The sequence below is a fragment of the Streptomyces sp. NPDC053493 genome (assembly GCF_044544825.1).
Taxonomy (GTDB): domain Bacteria; phylum Actinomycetota; class Actinomycetes; order Streptomycetales; family Streptomycetaceae; genus Streptomyces.
In genome coordinates this window covers 30,242-46,767 of record NZ_JBITXS010000006.1, presented here as the reverse complement: position 1 = coordinate 46,767, position 16,526 = coordinate 30,242, and the positions used below count along the sequence as shown (strand labels likewise).

Here is a 16,526-nt window from a genome sequence, read left to right as displayed (position 1 = left end):
CGCCCTGGTGGCCCGACCCCCCCCCCCCCCCCCCCCCCCCCCCCCCCGGGGGGGGGGGGGGGCGCCCCGCCCCCCCCCCCCCCCGGCCGTACGGCGTCCGCGCCGCGTTACTTCTTCTTGCCGCGCTTCTCGCGCACCCGCACCGAGATGTGGATCGGGGTGCCCTCGAAGCCGAACTCCTCGCGCAGGCGGCGCTCGACGAAACGGCGGTAGCCCGCCTCGAGGAAGCCGGAGGCGAAGAGCACGAACCGGGGCGGCTTGGTGCCCGCCTGGGTGCCGAACAGGATGCGGGGCTGCTTGCCGCCGCGGATCGGGTGCGGGTGGGCGGCGACGAGCTCGCCAAGGAAGGCGTTGAGCCGGCCGGTGGGGACCCGGGTCTCCCAGCCGGCGAGCGCGGTCTCGATCGCCGGGACGAGCTTCTCCATGTGGCGGCCGGTCTTGGCGGAGACGTTGACCCGGGGCGCCCAGGAGACCTGCTGCATCTCGGTCTCGATCTCGCGCTCGAGGTAGTAGCGGCGCTCCTCGTCGAGCTCGTCCCACTTGTTGTAGGCGATGACGATGGCGCGGCCCGACTCGACGGCCATGGTGATGATGCGCTGGTCCTGGACCGAGATGTGGTCGGTGGTGTCGATGAGGATGACGGCCACCTCCGCCTTCTCGACCGCGGCGGCGGTGCGCAGGGAGGCGTAGTAGTCCGCGCCCTCCTGGAGGTGAACCTTCTTGCGGATGCCCGCGGTGTCCACGAACTTCCAGGTCTTGCCGCCGAGCTCGATCAGCTCGTCGACCGGGTCGCGGGTGGTGCCGGCCAGCTCGTTGACGACGACGCGGTCCTCGCCCGCCACCTTGTTGAGGAGGGAGGACTTGCCGACGTTGGGGCGGCCGATGAGGGCGATGCGGCGCGGGCCGCCGACGGCGTTGCCGAAGCGCTGCTCGGGGGCCTCGGGCAGCGCCTTCAGGACCTCGTCGAGGAGGTCGCCGGTGCCGCGGCCGTGCAGCGAGGAGACCGGGAACGGCTCGCCGAGGCCGAGGGACCACAGCATGGCGGCGTCGGCCTCGCCGGACTGGCCGTCGACCTTGTTCGCGGCGAGGACGACCGGCTTGCCCGCGCGGCGGAGCAGCTTGACGACGGCCTCGTCGGTGTCGGTGGCGCCGACGGTGGCGTCCACGACGAAGAGGCAGGCGTCGGCGGCCTCGATGGCGTACTCGGCCTGGGCGGCCACGGAGGCGTCGATGCCGAGGACGTCCTGCTCCCAGCCGCCGGTGTCGACGACCTTGAAGCGGCGGCCGGCCCACTCGGCCTCGTAGGTGACGCGGTCGCGGGTGACGCCCGGGCGGTCCTCGACGACGGCCTCGCGGCGGCCGATGATGCGGTTCACCAGGGTCGACTTGCCGACGTTCGGGCGGCCGACGACGGCGAGCACGGGGAGCGGGCCGTGGCCGGCCTCCTCGATCGCGCCCTCGACGTCGTCGACGTCGAAGCCCTCTTCCGCGGCGAGCTCCATGAACTCCGCGTACTCGGCGTCGCCAAGTGCCCCGTGGTCGTGCTGGTCGTTCATGAAGTCCGTTCCTTGATCATTCGTGGTCGGTGGGGCCCCGTCGCCGGGTCCCACTACTCAGAGTGTCGCTCAGCGCCCGGTGAGGCGCCTGGCGTTTTTCAGGTGGTCGGTGAGCCGTTCCTGGATGCGGACGGTCGCCTCGTCCAGCGCCTTGCGGGTGCGCCGGCCGCTGCCGTCCCCGGCGGCGAAGGCGTCGCCGAAGACGACGTCGACCCGGCTGCGCAGCCGGGGCAGAGCCTTGACCAGCCGTCCGGGCCGGTCGGTGCTGCCCAGCACCGCGACGGGAACGATCGGGGCGCCGCTGCGGACCGCGAAGTAGGCGAGGCCGGCCCTCAGCGAGGCGAAGTCGCCCTCGCCGCGGGTGCCCTCGGGGAAGATCCCGAGGACGCCGCCGTTCTCCAGGACGCCGAGGGCGTTGCCTATGGCGGTGCGGTCGGTGGAGTGCCGGTCCACCTTGAGCTGCCCGATGCCTTCCAGGAAGGTGCCGAGCGGCCCGACGAACGCCTCCTTCTTGATGAGGAAGTGCACGGGCCGGGGAGCGGTGCCCATGAGCATGGGGCCGTCGAGGTTGTGCGCGTGGTTGACGGCGAGGATGACGGGCCCGGAGGACGGGACCCGCCAGGCGCCGAGGACGCGCGGTCTCCACAGGCCGTACATCAGTCCGATGCCGATGCCGCGGCCGACGGCGGCGCCCTTCTCGGAGGGCTGGGTCACCGGGCGGCCGCCCGCTTCTGGCTCCGCTTCTCCTCCACCAGGGTGACGACGCACTCGATGACCTGGTCGAGGGTGAGGTCGGTGGTGTCGACCTCGACGGCGTCGCCGGCCTTGGCGAGCGGGGAGGTCTTGCGGCTGGAGTCGGCCGCGTCCCGCTTGATCAGGGCCTGCTGGGTGGCGTGCACGTCTGCGCCCTTGAGCTCGCCGGAGCGGCGGGCGGCGCGGGCCTCGGGCGAGGCGGTGAGGAAGATCTTGAGGTCGGCGTCGGGCAGCACGGTGGTGCCGATGTCCCGGCCCTCGACGACGATGCCGAGCTCGGCGCCCTTGGCGATGGACCGCTGGAGCTCCGTGATCAGGCTCCGCACCTCGGGCACGGCGCTGACGGCGCTGACCTTGGAGGTGACCTCCTCGGTGCGGATGGGTCCGGAGGCGTCGACGCCGTCCACGGTGATGGTGGGGCGGGACGGGTCGGTGCCGGAGACGATGACGGGCTTGGCGGCGGCGTTGGCGACCGCGTCGGCGTCGTTCACGTCGACGCCGTTGCTGATCATCCACCAGGTGATGGCCCGGTACTGGGCCCCGGTGTCGAGGTAGCTCAGCCCCAGCTTGGCGGCAACCGCCTTCGAGGTGCTCGACTTGCCCGTGCCGGAGGGGCCGTCGATGGCGACGATCACGGTTTCCACGGTGGGGAACGCCTTCCTGGGTGAGCGGGAGCCCCCGGCGGGACACGCGGGGACTCCCCCAAGGTTACCGAGTCCCCCGCACCCGTTCGGCCCAGCGTGCGCCGAGGCCGTGCGGCGGCCGGGCGGGCCGCCCGGAAGGCCGCCGGGTGGGCCGCCGGGGCCCTGGGGCGGGCGGTGGCTCCGGGAGGTCCCGTCGGAGGCTCCCGTCAGGAGGTCCGCAGCGCCCAGCCCCGCTCCCGCAGGGCCTCGCTCAGGGCGGCGACCGCCGAGGGCGTCACCATGAGCTGGACCAGACCGGCCTGCTGGCCGGTGGCGTGCTCGATGCGCACGTCCTCGATGTTGACGCCCGCGCGGCCGGCGTCGGCGAAGATGCGGGCCAGCTCGCCGGGCTGGTCGCTGATGAGGACGGCGACGGTCTCGTACGCGGTCGGGGCGGCGCCGTGCTTGCCGGGCACGCGGGCCCGGCCGGCGTTGCCGCGGCGCAGCACGTCCTCCACGCCGGAGGCGCCGGCCCGGCGCTTGGCGTCGTCGCCGGACTCGAGCGCGCGCAGCGCCTGGACCGTCTCGTCCAGGTCGGCGGCGACGCCCGCGAGGACGTCGGCGACCGGTCCCGGGTTGGCGGAGAGGATCTCGACCCACATGCGCGGGTCGGAGGCGGCGATGCGGGTGACGTCACGGATGCCCTGCCCGCACAGGCGTACGGCCGTCTCGTCGGCGCTCTCGAGCCGGGCGGCCACCATGGAGGACACCAGCTGAGGGGTGTGCGAGACGAGCGCGACGGCCTTGTCGTGGGCGTCGGCGTCCATGACGACGGGGACGGCCCGGCACAGGGCGACCAGTTCGAGCGCGAGGTTGAGGACCTCGGTGTCGGTGTCGCGGGTCGGGGTGAGCACCCAGGGCCGGCCCTCGAAGAGGTCGGCGGTGGCGGCGAGCGGCCCGGAGCGCTCCTTGCCGGACATCGGGTGGGTCCCGATGTACGCGGTGAGGTCGAGGCCCAGCTCGAGCAGTTCCCGCTTGGGTCCGCCCTTGACGCTGGCCACGTCCAGGTAGCCGCGGCCGAGCCCGGCCCGGATCGCCTCGGCGAGCGTGCCGGCGACGTGCGCGGGCGGTACGGCCACGATGACGAGGTCCACCGGGCCGTCGGGCGCCTCGTCGGTGCCGGCGCCGAGCGCGGCGGCGGTGCGGGCCCGTGCCGGGTCGTGGTCGCGCAGGTGGACGGTGATGCCCCGCCCGGCGAGCGCGAGCGCCGCCGAGGTGCCGATCAGGCCGGTTCCGATGACGAGCGCGGTTCTCACTGGGCGATGTCCTTGCGCAGGGCGGCCGCGGCGCCGAGGTAGACGTGCGCGATCCGGGACTTGGGCAGTTCCGACTCGACGTGCGCGAGGAGCCGTACGACCCTCGGCATCGCGCCCTCGATGTCGAGTTCCTGGGCACAGATCAGGGGGACGTCCACGATCCCGATGCGGCGGGCCGCAGCGGCCGGGAAGTCGCTGTGGAGGTCGGGCGTGGCCGTGAACCAGATGCTGATGAGGTCGTCGGCGGTCAGTCCGTTGCGTTCGAGCACGGCGGTGAGCAGCTCCTCGACCTGCTCGCGCATGTGCCCGGCGTCGTCCCGCTCCAGCTGGACGGCGCCTCGGACCGCTCGTACCGCCACCTCGTCACTCCTCGTGCTCGTGCCTCACATCGTCCGCGTCGCCCGCGTCGGTGCTCCGCCGGCCAGCCTAGTCAGCCGTGCGGGGCCGCCGTCGCGGCGCCCGCCCTACGAGACGGTCCGGCGCCGGCGAGACGGTCGGGGCCGGGGCCGGCGAGGCCGCTGACGCCAATCTCGCCGAGGCCGGGTCGCGCCGCCACCGCGGCCGGCATCAAGGCCGTCACCGCGGCCGGGATCAAGGCCGTCACCGCGGTCGGCACCCCGGTCCGGCCCGGCGGTCCGCCCGGCGCGGGGTACAACTGTCGGCATGTTGCTGCACGTCGTACCGCTGGACGAATGGTCCGCCGATCCCGATCGTCCCTACGCTCCGCCGTCGCTCGCCGCGGAGGGCTTCGTCCACTGCTCGCCGGACGAGCCCGCGGCCCTGGCGATCGCCGACGGCCACTACCGGGACGTGCCGGGGCCGCTCCTGGTCCTGGTGATCGACGAGTCGCGGCTGTCCGGCGAGGTCCGCTGGGAGGGCTCGGAGGGCATGCTCTTCCCGCATGTGTACGGGCCGGTCGAGCGGGCGGCGGTCACGGCGGTCCTGGAGGTGCGGCGGGACGGGGACGGCCGTGCGAGGGAGCTGGCGCCCTGGGCGTAGGCGTGTTGCGGCGCGCCGGACCGGCGGGTGGCCAAGCTGGTCGGCATGACTGCTGACGCCCAGCCCCGCCCGCTCCGCCTGTCCCGCCGCGCGGCCCTCGTCGCCGGCACGGTCCTGGTCACCGGGTGCGGTGACGACGGATCGGACGGTACGAGCGAGAGCCCGACGCGGTCGACACCGGCCGCGGCCACCACGTCGCCGTCGCCGTCCTCGTCGGAGTCGGCATCGGCATCCGCATCGGCGTCGGCGTCTCCGTCCTCGTCCGCCTCCGGGCGTCCGCCGCTCGCGAAGACCTCCGACATCCCGGTCGGCGGCGGCACCGTCTTCAAGGACGAGAAGGTCGTGGTCACCCAGCCCGCGAAGGGCGAGTTCAAGGCCTTCTCGGCGGTCTGCACCCACCAGGGCTGCCTGGTGGACAAGGTGGCCGACGGCACCATCGACTGTCCCTGCCACGGCTCCAAGTACCGCATCGCCGACGGCTCGGTGGCCGCGGGCCCGGCGCCCCGCCCGCTCCCGGCCGAGCAGATCACGGTGTCGTCCGGAACGATCACCCTGACCTAACCTGTCGCGCATGACTCCCGAGGAACTGGTGCGCGACCACACGATCTACTCCTGCGTCATGGGGTCGCGCGCGTTCGGTCTGGCGACCGAGGGCAGCGACGTCGACCGCCGGGGCGTGTACCTCGCCCCGACCCCGCTGTTCTGGCACTTCGACAAACCGCCGGCGCACGTCGAGGGCCCGGCGGACGAGCAGTTCAGCTGGGAGCTGGAACGCTTCTGCGAGCTGGCGCTGCGCAACAACCCGAACGTCCTGGAGTGCCTGCACTCGCCCGTCGTCGAGCACGCCGACGCGCTCGGCCGCGAACTGCTCGACCTGCGCGGCGCCTTCCTCTCCCGCCGCTCGCACGCCACCTTCGTGCGGTACGCGGTCGGGCAGCGCCGCAAGCTCGACGCGGACGTCCGCCAGTACGGCGCCCCGCGCTGGAAGCACGCCATGCATCTGCTCCGTCTGCTGACCAGCTGCCGTGACCTGCTGCGCAGCGGCGAGCTACGGGTCGACGTGGGCGAGGACCGCGAGCGGCTGCTGGCGGTCAAGCGCGGCGAGGTGGCGTGGCCGGAGGTGGAGGCCTGGATGAACCGCCTCCAGGACGAGGCCGACCGGGCCCACACCGGCAGCCCGCTTCCCGAGGCGCCGGACCACGCCCGCGTCCAGGACTTCCTGATCCGCGCCCGCCGCGCCTCGGCCCTGCACGAGCTTCAGCCCGCCGCGTCCCCTGCCGCGGACTCCGCCCTGGTCGCGGACCTGGGCTCCGGTCCGGCCTCGGCGGCCTGACCTGCGGGAGTCTGAAGCGAGTCCAGCCACCGCAGCAGCCGGGCGCCCTCGCGTGCCATGACGTCCGGCTCACGCAGGGCGTTGGCCAGGAGCGACATGCCCTGGTAGGCGGAGACGAGGGTGAGGGCCAGGCCGTCGGGGTCGGCCAGCCCCAGGGCGCGGAACTGCCCGGCCGCCCACTCCAGGAGGCGCCGCATCACCGCGCCCGCCTCGGCGTCGAGGGTGCCGTCGGCGCGCTTGTCGAGCTCGGCGGCCAGGGTGCCGGTGGGGCAGCCGTAGCGGGCGGCCGTCTCGCGCTGCCCCACCCACGCCTCGACCAGGCCCTTGAGCCGGTCGCGCGGGTCGGGCAGCCGCTCCAGGCCGCCGGTGAGCCGGTCGAGGTGGGCGCCGTGTTCGGCGAGCGCGGCAAGGACCAGGTCGTCCTTGGTCTTGAAGTAGTAGTAGACGTTTCCGACCGGAACGTCGGCGGCGCGTGCGATGTCGGCCAGCGTGGTCCGCTCGACGCCCTGTTCGTGCAGGACCCGGGCCGCCGCGGCCGTCAGTCGCCGGCGCTTGTCGGCCGCGGCGCGCACCCGCGGCTTCACTGAGTCAGTCACCCGACTCACTATAGACACCGCCCCGGTGCACCGTGCTAGCGTCCTACTCAGTCAGCCAACTAACTAACTCATCGACGGAGTGGACATGAAGATCGTGGTGACGGGTGCGACCGGGAACATCGGCCGGACCCTGGTGCCGTTGCTGTCCGAGGCGGGCGAGGACGTCGTCGCCGTCTCGCGCCGTGAGCGGCCCGAAGGACTTCCCGCCGGGACGCGGCTCGCCCGGGCCGACATCGGGAGCGCACGGAGCATGAGGCCGGTGCTCGAAGGCGCCGACGCGCTCTTCCTGCTCCTCGGCGGCGAGCTGAACAGCCACGGCGAGAGCCCGGAAGCACTCACGCGCACGGCCACGGACGCCGGGATCAAGCGGATCGTCCTGGTCTCCTCCCAGGCCGGCGCCACCCGCCCGGACGCCCGCTCACACGCCCGCCTGCGGGAGTTCGAGGCCGCCGTGCGCAGCTCCGGGGCGCAGTTCACGCTCCTGCGCCCGGCGGGATTCGCCTCCAACGCCCTCGCCTGGGCCGAGACGGTCCGCACCCGGCGCACGGTGTTCGCGCCGTTCGGCGAGGTGGCGCTGCCGGTCGTCGACCCGGCCGACATCGCGGCGGTGGCCGCGGCCGCGCTCCTCGAGGACGGGCACGCGGGCCGTACGTACGAACTCACCGGCCCCGAGGCCGTCAGCCCGCGCGGCCAGACCGCGGCCCTCGCCCGGGCCCTGGGCGAGGACGTCGCCTTCGTGGAGTTGTCGCGCGCCGAGGCCCACGCCCACATGGCGCGCTTCATGCCGGAGGAGGTCGTCGACGGCACCCTGGACCTCCTCGGCGCCCCGCTGCCCGCGGAGCGGGCGGTCAGCCCCGACGTGGAGCGGGTCCTCGGCCGGCCGGCGAGCCCCTTCGCCGCGTGGGCCGAGCGCCATCTGCCGGCCTTCCGGTGACACCCGCCGGTGGCCTGCGCGGCGCCGGGTCTTCCGCCGCCGGGTCTCCCGCCGCCACCTGGCTCAGGCGTCCCAGAGCGCCCCGAAGGTGATCAGCTCGCTGTGGTACTCGACGCGTCCCGCCCACTCCTCCGGCCAGGCGTCCGCGCCCAGGTGGGCTCCGGCGAAGGCGCCGGCGAGGGCGGCGATCGAGTCGGAGTCGCCGCGGGTGCAGGCGGCCCGGCGCAGGGCGGTCAGCGGCTCCTCGGGGAAGAGCAGGAAGCAGAGCAGGCCGGTGGCGAGGGCCTCCTCGGCGATCCAGCCGTCGCCGGTGTACGCGCACGGGTCGAGCTCCGGGTCGGCGGTGCGCTGGACCGCGTCCAGGCGCTCCAGGACGGCCAGGCACTCGTCCCAGCCGCGCCGGACGAAGTGCCTGGCGTCGGGGTCCTGGGCGCGGGTCCACAGGTCGCCGAGCCAGTGCTCGTGGTAGCGGTCGCGGTTCTCGTACGCGTACGAGCGGAGCCGCCCGACCAGCCCGGCCGGATCCGCGCCCTGCGCGAGCAGGTGCACGGCACGGGCGGTCAGGTCGGAGGCGGCGAGCGCGGTGGGATGGCCGTGGGTGAGCGCGGCCTGGAGCTGGGCGGCGCCCGCCCGCTGCTCGTCGCTCAGCCCGGGCACGAGCCCGACGGGCGCGACGCGCATGTTGGCGCCACAGCCCTTGGAGTGGATCTGACTGGCGTCCTGCCACCGGCGGTCGGTCGTCAGCAACTGGCAGGCGGTCAGGCAGGTGCGGCCGGGCGCCCGGTTGTTCTCCGGGGACCGGTACCAGGCGACGTACTCCTCACGCAGCGGCGCGAGCAGACGGGAGGGCTCCAGCACACCCCGGTCCATGGCGGTGCGGATGCCCCGCGCGAAGGCGAGGGTCATCTGGGTGTCGTCCGTGACCCGTCCCTTCTCCGGAAGCGCGAGATCCCGCCAGGGTCCGTACCAGCTGATGATCCTCGGTACGTCGATGAACTCCGTGGGCAGACCCAGCGCGTCGCCCAGCGCCAGCCCGATCAGCGCCCCCGTCGCGCCCTGCTTCGTCCCCCGTGTCGTCGTCATGCCGTCCGTCCTTCCGGTCGCAGCAGGGGCGGGTGCAGCGCGACGGCCTCGCCCGCCCGGTAGAGAGCGGCCGGTTTGCCCCGGCCGCCGGTGCGGCGCGGTGGTGCCTCGACGGGCCGGACGAAGCCGGGCGTGGCGAGGACCTTGCGCCGGAAGTTGGGGCGGTCGAGTGCGACGCCCCAGACCGTCTCGTACACCTGCCGCAGCTCGCCGAGGGTGAACTCGGGCGGGCAGAAGGCGGTGGCGAGGCAGGTGTACTCGAGCTTGGCGCCGACGCGGTCACGGGCGTCGGCCAGGATCCGGTCGTGGTCGAAGGCGAGGCCGCGGACGTCCTCGTACGGCAGCCAGCGGGCCTGCGCCGCGTCGCCGCCGCCGCGCGGCTCGGGCAGGTCGGGCACGAGCGCGGTGAAGGCGACGGAGACGACCCGCATCCTCGGGTCGCGGTCCGGGTCGCTGTAGGTGCGCAGCTGTTCCAGGTGGAGCCGGGCGGCGGTGGTGCCGGACAGGCCGGTCTCCTCGGCGAGTTCCCGGCGGGCGGCCTGCTCGGCGGACTCGTCGGGCAGGACGAAGCCGCCGGGCAGGGCCCAGGCGCCGGCGTAGGGCTCCTGGCCGCGTTCGACGAGCAGGACGTGCAGGCGTTCCTCGCGGACGGTGAGGACGGCGAGGTCGGCGGTGAGGGCGAAGGGCTCGAAGGCGTGCTTGTCGTAGCCCGCGGGCCCCGGCTGTGCTTCGGTCATCGGCGGTCCGGGAGGCTCATCGGCGTTCGGGGAGCGGGTCGGTGAAGTGCCAGCCCTCGGCGAGCAGCGCGTCCACGGCGGCGACGGCCGTCGCGAGGCGCTCCTCGTGGGGCCCGGTGAGGACGACGGTGCGACGGCCGGTGTGGGCGAGCTGGGTGAGGAAGCGCGCGGTCATCCAGGGCCGCAGGTGCTCGCCGTCGCGCAGGCCGTCGTCCTCGAAGTCGACGCCCCGGTGGTCGGTGAGCAGCCACAGGTGCTGCCGGCCGCGGGCGGCGATCTCGCCGGTGCCGGGGCTGGCGGTGCCCATGTAGCGCTCGTGCCAGATGGTGGTGGCGAAGGCGTCGGTGTCGCAGAAGAGCACGGGCGAGCCGTCGCGGGCGGCCTCCTCCTCGAGTTCGGCCTGGCGCAGGGCGATGACGGGGAAGTCGGCGGAGTGGAAGGTGACGTCGGACCAGCCGGCGCCGGGCCGCTCGGCGCGCAGCTCGGCCAGCTTGATCTCGCTGTATTCGCGCCCGTACTCGGGTACGCAGCGGGTGCGGGCCCACACGCCGCCGCGCCGCCGGTAGTGGTCGGCGAGCGCGAGGGCCATGGTGGTGGTGCCGGTGGACTCGGCGCCGAGGACGACGACCCGCCGGGTGAGCGCGGCCCGCACGGGCGCTTCCAGGTACTCCCAGCAGGCGACCGGATCGGCGCGGACGGCGGTGCCGGAGACGGGGTGGCGGGTCCGGTCGGGGTCGACGAGGACGGACGCGGCACCGAAGCGGCGGCCGAGCTCCTCCCCGTACGGCTCGGAGGTGAAGACGGCGTCGACGGGCTCGGGCACGGCGGCCCGGAAGATCTTCATGTGGGCGTCCCACACGTCGGGGTCGTGGAGGTCGACGGGGACGTCGTCGACGGCGCCGACGACCAGCGCGTCGGGGTGGATCTCGCGCATCCAGGCGACCCGGTCGGCGAGCGGCACGGATTCGACGGAGGCGGCGCAGACCAGCACGGTGAGGCGTTCGCACTGCTCGCGGGCGGTGCGCACGAGGTGGTGGTGGCCGGCGTGCGGCGGATAGAACTTGCCGAGGACCAGGCCGTGTCCGTAACGGGTCCCGCCGGTCATGCGCCGGCCTCCCGGAGACGGAGGGAACCGGCGAGGTCACGGCGCCAGTCGCGCAGGCCGACGAGGCAGAGCGTCAGGAAGCCGACGTACAGCACGGAGGTCAGATAGAGCTCCTTGTACGCGTACAGCGGCACGTAGACGACGTCGGCGGCGATCCAGAGCCACCAGGACTCCAGGCGCTTGCGGCACTGGCCGTAGGTGGCCGTCAGGGACAGGGCGGTGGTCAGCGCGTCCCAGAACGGCACGGTGGAGTCCGTGGCCCGGTCCAGGAGCAGGGTGAGGGCGAGGGTCCCCACCGCCCCCGCCGCGAGCAGCCAGGTCCATTCGGTGCGGCTGGTGCGCCGTACCGGCAGGGTGTCGGAGCCCGGGCCACCCCCGTGGGTCCAGGTCCACCAGCCGTACGCGGCGAGGGCGATGAAGACGAACTGGAGGCCGGCGTCGGCGTAGAGCCCGCTCTGGGTGAAGAGCAGGGCGAAGAAGAGGTTGTTGGCGATGCCGATGGGCCAGTTCGCGAGGTGCTGACGGGCGACGAGCCATACGCACAGCGCGCCGCTCCCGAAGCCGAGCACCTCGGTCCAGCTGACCGGGGTGTCGAGAAGGGTGAAGAGCGGACGCTGGAGCGGGTCCAGGACGTTCGCGAGACTCATGCTCGCCTCCTTAAGAGTCAGCATGACTATAAATGGCGGCGGGAGTCGACCACAAGTACGAAAACGTGAACGGGGAGAGGGCGCGGGAACAGGGGGGCGGGAACGTGCACGGGAACGGGAAAGGCCCGTGACCGCCGGTGGGCGGTCACGGGCCTTCCTCGGGAGCCCGTACGGACTACAGGCCGACTTCCTTCATCAGCATGCCGACCTCGGTGTTGCTGAGCCGGCGCAGCCAGCCCGACTTCTGGTCGCCCAGGCCGATCGGACCGAAGGCGGTGCGGACCAGCTTCTCCACCGGGAAGCCCGCCTCGGCGAGCATGCGGCGCACGATGTGCTTGCGGCCCTCGTGGAGCACGACCTCGACCAGGTAGTTCTTGCCGGTCTGCTCGACGACCCGGAAGTGGTCGGCGCGGGCGTAGCCGTCCTCCAGCTGGATGCCGTCCTTGAGCCGCTTGCCGACCTCGCGGGGCAGCGGGCCGGTGATGGCGGCCAGGTAGGTCTTCTTCACGCCGTACTTGGGGTGGGTGAGACGGTGGGCCAGCTCGCCGTGGTTGGTGAGCAGGATGATGCCCTCGGTCTCGGTGTCGAGCCGGCCCACGTGGAAGAGCCGGGTCTCGCGGTTGGTGACGTAGTCACCGAGGCACTGGCGGCCGTCGGGGTCCTCCATGGTGGAGACGACACCGGCCGGCTTGTTCAGGGCGAAGAACTGGTACGACTGGGTCGCGACGGTCAGGCCGTCGACCTTGATCTCGTCCTTCTCCGGGTCCACGCGCAGGCCCTGCTCGAGCACGATCTCGCCGTTGACCTCGACCCGGGCCTGCTCGACCAGCTCCTCGCAGGCACGGCGGGAGCCGTAGCCGGCGCGGGCGAGGACCTTCTGCAGGCGCTCACCCTCCTGCTCGGCGCCCGGGAAGGTCTTCGGCGTCTTGATCTGGGGCTTGTTCGCGTACCGCTCGCGGTTGCGCTCCTCGGTGCGCGCGTCGTACTCGCGCGAGCGCGCCGGGGCGGTGCGGCCGCCGCCGCGCTTCGGGGACTGCTTGGGACCGCCCTTGGCGCCGCCGCGGGCGGCCTCGCCGCGACCGCGCTTCGGGCCGCCGTCGGCGGGACGGCCGGCGAGGCCGTCCACGTCGTAGCTGCGCTCCTCGGGACGGGGACGGCGCGGGCGGCCGGCGCTCTGGCCGCCCTGTCCGCCCCGCTCGTCGCGGTTGTTGCCCGCGCCCCGGTAGTTGCCGCGGCCGCCGCTCTTGGCACCACGGCTCCCGCCGTTGTTTCCGCTGTTCCTGCCGCTGCTGCTTCGCATCAAACTTCCGTCGTCTTCTCGTCTTCTTCGTCCGGGTCGAACGACGGAACGCCTTCCAGGCTGTCCGGCTCGACCGCCTCCGCCTCGGGGAGGAAGGGCGCGAGTTCCGGAAGTTCGTCCAGGCCGCGCAGGCCCATCCGCTCCAGGAAGTAGTTCGTCGTCCTGTACAGGATCGCACCTGTTTCGGGTTCCGCGCCCGCCTCCTCCACCAGACCGCGCTGGAGGAGGGTGCGCATGACCCCGTCGCAGTTGACCCCGCGCACCGCGGAGACCCGGGAACGGCTGACCGGCTGGCGGTACGCGACGACCGCCAGGGTCTCCAGGGCCGCCTGGGTGAGCCGGGCCTGCTGGCCGTCGAGGACGAAGGCCTCGACGGCGGAGGCGTACGCGGCGCGGGTGTAGAAACGCCAGCCGCCGGCCACCAGACGCAGCTCGAAACCGCGGCCCGCGGCCGTGTACTCGTCGGCGAGCTCGCGCAGCGCGTCGCCGACCTCGCGCGGGGTGCGGCCGAGGACCTTGGCGAGGTGGGCCTCGGTGGCGGGCTCGTCGACCACCATGAGAACGGCCTCGAGGGCCGGCTTGAGCGCGGGCACGGGAGCGGTCTCGGGGCCGCGGCCGGCCTCGGGGCCGGAGGCGGGCGCGGGAGTGGGCATGGGCGTGGGCATGGGAGTGGGGTCGCTGTCGCTCACGAGGCGTCCTCCTGGTCGAATTCGTCCGTGACGCCGCCGACGGCGTCGCCGTCCCCGCCCGTCCAGGAGACGGTGAGGTCGCCGAGGGCGGTCTCCTGGTCGAGGGCGACGGCCTTCTCGCGGTAGAGCTCCAGGAGGGCCAGGAAGCGGGCGACGACGGTGAGGGTGTCGACGGCGCCTTCGGCCAGCTCCCGGAAGCTGAGGGTGCCGCGCTCGCGCAGCAGGGCGACGACGATGCCGGCCTGCTCGCGCACGCTGACGAGCGGGGCGTGGATGTGGTCGACGTAGACCTGCGGCTTGGCCTTGGGCTGCATGGCCTTGACGGCGAGCCTGGCGAAGCCCTCGGCACCGATGGAGATGACGACCTCGGGCAGCAGCTCGGCGTGGTGCGGTTCGAGGCCGACGGTGCGCGGGAAGCGCCGTCCTTCGCCGTCCCACCTCTCGCCCAGGATCTCGGCGATCCGCTTGTACGCGCGGTACTGCAGCAGCCGTGCGAAGAGCAGGTCCCGCGCCTCCAGCAGCGCCAGATCCGCCTCGTCCTCCACCTCGGCGGCCGGCAGCAGCCGCGCCGCCTTGAGATCGAGCAGCGTGGCCGCGACCACCAGGAACTCGGTCGTCTGGTCGAGGTCCCAGTCGGGCCCCATGGCCCGGATGTGCGCCATGAACTCGTCGGTGACCTTCGACAGGGCGACCTCGGTCACGTCCAGCTTGTGCTTCGAGATCAGCTGGAGCAGCAGGTCGAACGGCCCCTCGAAGTTCACCAGCCGCACGGTGAACCGCCCGTCCGCCCCGGGCTCGGCGCCCTGGTCGGCGTCGGCCGCGCTCGCCACGGCGACCGGCCCGGCGGGCTCGGGCTCGACCGTGGGCTCCGGCTCGGCGGCCACAGGCTCGGCCGCTGGCCCGTCCAAAGCTTCGACCACGGGCCCGGCCACGGGCCGGTCCGCGGGCTCGGAGGCCGCAGCCTCGCCGCCCGGCGCCCCGTCGGCCGCGCCGGCCCCCGCCTCACGGCCGTCGCCCGGCTCCCGCTCTCCCGACGGCTCCGGTTCCGGCTCTGCCGGCGGCTCGGAGAGTGGCCCGGAGAGTGGCTCGGCCGGTGCGGGGTCGGGAGGAGAGGGCGTGCCGGGGCCGCGGCCCAGGGGCCGGCGGGCGGGGCGGGACGTTTCGGCAGACATGAGACGGGGTCCTGGTGGAGCGGGGACGGCAGGGCCGAAGGCTACCGTCAGCGGCCGCGCAGGCGGCGTACGAGGATGCTCGCGTCGCCGCGGGACTCCAGGTCCGCCAGGACCACGGCGACCGCCTCACGGACGATCCGGCCGCGGTCGACCGCGAGGCCGTGCTCGCCGCGCAGCACCAGGCGCGCGTGCTCCAGGTCCATCAGTTCCTCGGCGGAGACGTAGACCGTGATCTTCTCGTCGTGCCGCTCACGCCCGCTCGGGCGCCGGTTGGTGGTGCGGCCCCGCCGCCGGGCGGGAGCGGGAGCGGCCGCGGCCTTCGCGGCCGAGGAAGCCGCCGTCGGCGCGGAAGCCTCGGGCTCCGCCGCGCGGGCGCGCGGCTCCGCGGTCTCGGAGTCCGCGGAGGCGTGCTCCGCGGAGCCGGTGCCCTCCGCGGCCGCCGCCGTGTCGCTCTCCCCCGCCGGTGCGGGGACGCGGCGCGGCGAGGACGCCTGGAGCGCCATCCCCCCGGTCGTACGGAACAGTTCGTCGGCGCCGGGAAGACTCACTCGGCGTGACACCGGGCGAGCACCTCCCTGGCGAGCTGGCGGTAGGCGGCGGCGCCCACGGAGTTGGAGGCGTAGGTGGTGATGGGCTCGCCGGCGACCGTGGTCTCCGGGAAGCGCACGGTCCGGCCGATCACCGTGTGGTACACGTGGTCGTCGAAGGCCTCGACGACGCGCGCGAGCACCTCGCGCGAGTGCACCGTCCGCGAGTCGTACATCGTGGCGAGGATGCCGTCGAGCTCCAGGTCGGGGTTGAGCCGCTCCTGGACCTTCTCGATGGTCTCCGTCAGCAGGGCCACGCCACGCAGCGCGAAGAACTCGCATTCCAGCGGCACGATGACCTTGTGAGCAGCCGTCAGGGCGTTCACGGTCAGCAGGCCGAGCGAGGGCTGACAGTCGATCACGATGTAGTCGTAGTCGTTCATCAGCGGCTTGAGGGCGCGCTGCAGCGTGGACTCGCGCGCGACCTCGGAGACCAGCTGGACCTCGGCCGCCGACAGGTCGATGTTGCTCGGCAGCAGGTCCATGTTGGGCACGGCGGTCTTGAGCAGCACCTCGTCCGCCGACATGCCCCGCTCCATGAGCAGGTTGTAGACGGTGAGGTCGAGCTCCATCGGGTTCACACCGAGGCCGACCGACAGGGCGCCCTGCGGGTCGAAGTCGACGAGCAGCACCCGGCGTCCGTACTCGGCGAGCGCGGCACCCAGGTTGATGGTCGACGTGGTCTTGCCGACGCCGCCCTTCTGGTTGCACATCGCGATGATCTTCGCGGGGCCGTGGTCGGTCAGCGGGCCCGGGATCGGGAAGTACGGCAGGGGCCGTCCGGTGGGGCCGATCCGCTCGCGACGCTGCCGGGCGGCGTCGGGCGCGAGGGTGGCCGCGTACTCCGGGTCGGGCTCGTACTCGGCGTCAGGGTCGTAGAAGTGCCCCTCGGGCACCTCGTCATAGGCGGCGAAGTGGGTGGACTCTCGGCCCATCTCGTTGCCGGCCGTGGCGTTCACGTGTAGGCCGTCCGTCATCTTCATCGTATGGGCTGGCGTCATGGGCTGGTGCGTCGCGAAGGTCCGCACCGCGACGGAGCCGATCGGGGCCCCTGGCTCCGCACCCCCGGGAGTAAATGTCGACTCATTCACAAGTC

Annotated in this window: 19 protein-coding genes; 4 read left to right on the top strand and 15 right to left on the bottom strand. The window is 73.6% G+C overall.

Features of this window, described 5'->3' with window-relative positions; translation table 11 throughout:
• Positions 1-107 precede the first annotated feature (107 nt).
• The 5 genes from der to aroH all read right to left on the bottom strand — a co-directional run bounded on the left by der (position 108) and on the right by aroH (position 4,607).
• On the bottom strand, positions 108-1,556 hold the full coding sequence (der, locus tag ACIGO8_RS18780) for a ribosome biogenesis GTPase Der (protein WP_399731433.1): 1,449 nt from the start codon (positions 1,554-1,556) through the stop codon (positions 108-110).
• Between the two features lie 69 nt (positions 1,557-1,625).
• Positions 1,626-2,213, bottom strand: coding sequence for a lysophospholipid acyltransferase family protein (locus ACIGO8_RS18775; RefSeq protein WP_399732400.1), 588 nt, complete (start codon positions 2,211-2,213; stop codon positions 1,626-1,628).
• A gap of 53 nt (positions 2,214-2,266) precedes the next feature.
• A complete protein-coding gene (gene cmk / locus ACIGO8_RS18770; RefSeq protein ID WP_399731431.1) occupies positions 2,267-2,953 on the bottom strand; it encodes a (d)CMP kinase in 687 nt (228 codons plus the stop codon).
• 206 nt (positions 2,954-3,159) lie between these two features.
• Positions 3,160-4,248, bottom strand: a complete 1,089-nt coding sequence (locus tag ACIGO8_RS18765) for a prephenate dehydrogenase (protein WP_399731428.1) — start codon at positions 4,246-4,248, stop codon at positions 3,160-3,162.
• The gene (gene aroH / locus ACIGO8_RS18760; protein ID WP_399731425.1) at positions 4,245-4,607 is read right to left on the bottom strand and encodes a chorismate mutase; all 363 of its coding nucleotides are present in this window, start codon (positions 4,605-4,607) and stop codon (positions 4,245-4,247) included. Before aroH ends, ACIGO8_RS18765 begins: the two co-directional genes overlap by 4 nt.
• Positions 4,608-4,911: 304 nt before the next feature.
• On the opposite strand from aroH, the gene ACIGO8_RS18755 reads away from it, so the two are divergent.
• From ACIGO8_RS18755 to ACIGO8_RS18745, 3 genes are read left to right on the top strand one after another with little or no spacing between them, the layout of a single operon-like run.
• Complete coding sequence (locus tag ACIGO8_RS18755) at positions 4,912-5,247, top strand: DUF952 domain-containing protein (protein WP_399731422.1); 336 nt, start codon at positions 4,912-4,914, stop codon at positions 5,245-5,247.
• Between the two features lie 45 nt (positions 5,248-5,292).
• A complete protein-coding gene (locus ACIGO8_RS18750; protein ID WP_399731419.1) occupies positions 5,293-5,808 on the top strand; it encodes a Rieske (2Fe-2S) protein in 516 nt (171 codons plus the stop codon).
• 10 nt (positions 5,809-5,818) lie between these two features.
• Positions 5,819-6,580, top strand: a complete 762-nt coding sequence (locus ACIGO8_RS18745) for a DNA polymerase beta superfamily protein (protein WP_399731416.1) — start codon at positions 5,819-5,821, stop codon at positions 6,578-6,580.
• Here ACIGO8_RS18745 and ACIGO8_RS18740 read toward each other — a convergent pair.
• Positions 6,505-7,176 carry a TetR/AcrR family transcriptional regulator gene (locus ACIGO8_RS18740; protein WP_399731414.1) on the bottom strand — a complete coding sequence of 224 codons (672 nt, stop codon included), beginning with the start codon at positions 7,174-7,176 and terminating at the stop codon, positions 6,505-6,507. The two genes, ACIGO8_RS18745 and ACIGO8_RS18740, sit on opposite strands and share 76 nt — an antisense overlap.
• An 85-nt stretch (positions 7,177-7,261) precedes the next feature.
• On the opposite strand from ACIGO8_RS18740, the gene ACIGO8_RS18735 reads away from it, so the two are divergent.
• Positions 7,262-8,110 carry an NAD(P)H-binding protein gene (locus tag ACIGO8_RS18735; RefSeq protein WP_399731411.1) on the top strand — a complete coding sequence of 283 codons (849 nt, stop codon included), beginning with the start codon at positions 7,262-7,264 and terminating at the stop codon, positions 8,108-8,110.
• Positions 8,111-8,173: 63 nt separating this feature from the next.
• Here the strand turns inward: ACIGO8_RS18735 and ACIGO8_RS18730 are convergent, their stop codons facing one another.
• The 9 genes from ACIGO8_RS18730 to ACIGO8_RS18690 form a co-directional block, all read right to left on the bottom strand.
• Positions 8,174-9,193 carry an ADP-ribosylglycohydrolase family protein gene (locus tag ACIGO8_RS18730; protein WP_399731409.1) on the bottom strand — a complete coding sequence of 340 codons (1,020 nt, stop codon included), beginning with the start codon at positions 9,191-9,193 and terminating at the stop codon, positions 8,174-8,176.
• Positions 9,190-9,930, bottom strand: coding sequence for an NUDIX hydrolase (locus ACIGO8_RS18725; RefSeq protein WP_399731406.1), 741 nt, complete (start codon positions 9,928-9,930; stop codon positions 9,190-9,192). Before ACIGO8_RS18725 ends, ACIGO8_RS18730 begins: the two co-directional genes overlap by 4 nt.
• 16 nt (positions 9,931-9,946) lie before the next feature.
• The gene (locus ACIGO8_RS18720; RefSeq protein ID WP_399731404.1) at positions 9,947-11,035 is read right to left on the bottom strand and encodes an AAA family ATPase; all 1,089 of its coding nucleotides are present in this window, start codon (positions 11,033-11,035) and stop codon (positions 9,947-9,949) included.
• Positions 11,032-11,682: a nicotinamide riboside transporter PnuC gene (gene pnuC / locus ACIGO8_RS18715; RefSeq protein ID WP_399731401.1), complete on the bottom strand. Its 651-nt coding sequence runs from the start codon at positions 11,680-11,682 to the stop codon at positions 11,032-11,034. Before pnuC ends, ACIGO8_RS18720 begins: the two co-directional genes overlap by 4 nt.
• Before the next feature lie 175 nt (positions 11,683-11,857).
• On the bottom strand, positions 11,858-12,982 hold the full coding sequence (locus ACIGO8_RS18710) for a pseudouridine synthase (protein ID WP_399731398.1): 1,125 nt from the start codon (positions 12,980-12,982) through the stop codon (positions 11,858-11,860).
• The gene (scpB, locus tag ACIGO8_RS18705; protein WP_399732397.1) at positions 12,982-13,539 is read right to left on the bottom strand and encodes an SMC-Scp complex subunit ScpB; all 558 of its coding nucleotides are present in this window, start codon (positions 13,537-13,539) and stop codon (positions 12,982-12,984) included. Before scpB ends, ACIGO8_RS18710 begins: the two co-directional genes overlap by 1 nt.
• 128 nt (positions 13,540-13,667) lie before the next feature.
• Positions 13,668-14,843 carry a segregation and condensation protein A gene (locus ACIGO8_RS18700; RefSeq protein WP_399731395.1) on the bottom strand — a complete coding sequence of 392 codons (1,176 nt, stop codon included), beginning with the start codon at positions 14,841-14,843 and terminating at the stop codon, positions 13,668-13,670.
• 47 nt (positions 14,844-14,890) lie between these two features.
• Positions 14,891-15,403, bottom strand: coding sequence for a hypothetical protein (locus tag ACIGO8_RS18695; protein ID WP_399731393.1), 513 nt, complete (start codon positions 15,401-15,403; stop codon positions 14,891-14,893).
• Positions 15,388-16,413 (bottom strand): ParA family protein, encoded by a 1,026-nt coding sequence (locus ACIGO8_RS18690; protein ID WP_365346797.1) that lies wholly within the window; start codon positions 16,411-16,413, stop codon positions 15,388-15,390. The genes ACIGO8_RS18695 and ACIGO8_RS18690 overlap by 16 nt, the downstream gene beginning before the upstream one ends.
• Between the last annotated feature and the right edge of the window lie 113 nt (positions 16,414-16,526).

Excerpts from the sequence above, each read along its gene's own strand:
- der (WP_399731433.1), bottom strand. The coding sequence starts at position 1,556 with ATGAACGACCAGCACGACCACGGGGCACTTGGCGACGCCGAGTACGCG.
- ACIGO8_RS18745 (WP_399731416.1), top strand. The coding sequence starts at position 5,819 with ATGACTCCCGAGGAACTGGTGCGCGACCACACGATCTACTCCTGCGTC.
- pnuC (WP_399731401.1), bottom strand. The coding sequence starts at position 11,682 with ATGAGTCTCGCGAACGTCCTGGACCCGCTCCAGCGTCCGCTCTTCACC.
- ACIGO8_RS18735 (WP_399731411.1), top strand. The coding sequence starts at position 7,262 with ATGAAGATCGTGGTGACGGGTGCGACCGGGAACATCGGCCGGACCCTG.
- scpB (WP_399732397.1), bottom strand. The coding sequence starts at position 13,539 with ATGGTGGTCGACGAGCCCGCCACCGAGGCCCACCTCGCCAAGGTCCTC.
- ACIGO8_RS18700 (WP_399731395.1), bottom strand. The coding sequence starts at position 14,843 with ATGTCTGCCGAAACGTCCCGCCCCGCCCGCCGGCCCCTGGGCCGCGGC.
- ACIGO8_RS18775 (WP_399732400.1), bottom strand. The coding sequence starts at position 2,213 with ATGTACGGCCTGTGGAGACCGCGCGTCCTCGGCGCCTGGCGGGTCCCG.
- ACIGO8_RS18690 (WP_365346797.1), bottom strand. The coding sequence starts at position 16,413 with ATGAAGATGACGGACGGCCTACACGTGAACGCCACGGCCGGCAACGAG.
- ACIGO8_RS18725 (WP_399731406.1), bottom strand. The coding sequence starts at position 9,930 with ATGACCGAAGCACAGCCGGGGCCCGCGGGCTACGACAAGCACGCCTTC.
- ACIGO8_RS18750 (WP_399731419.1), top strand. The coding sequence starts at position 5,293 with ATGACTGCTGACGCCCAGCCCCGCCCGCTCCGCCTGTCCCGCCGCGCG.
- ACIGO8_RS18730 (WP_399731409.1), bottom strand. The coding sequence starts at position 9,193 with ATGACGACGACACGGGGGACGAAGCAGGGCGCGACGGGGGCGCTGATC.
- ACIGO8_RS18720 (WP_399731404.1), bottom strand. The coding sequence starts at position 11,035 with ATGACCGGCGGGACCCGTTACGGACACGGCCTGGTCCTCGGCAAGTTC.
- ACIGO8_RS18755 (WP_399731422.1), top strand. The coding sequence starts at position 4,912 with ATGTTGCTGCACGTCGTACCGCTGGACGAATGGTCCGCCGATCCCGAT.
- ACIGO8_RS18710 (WP_399731398.1), bottom strand. The coding sequence starts at position 12,982 with ATGCGAAGCAGCAGCGGCAGGAACAGCGGAAACAACGGCGGGAGCCGT.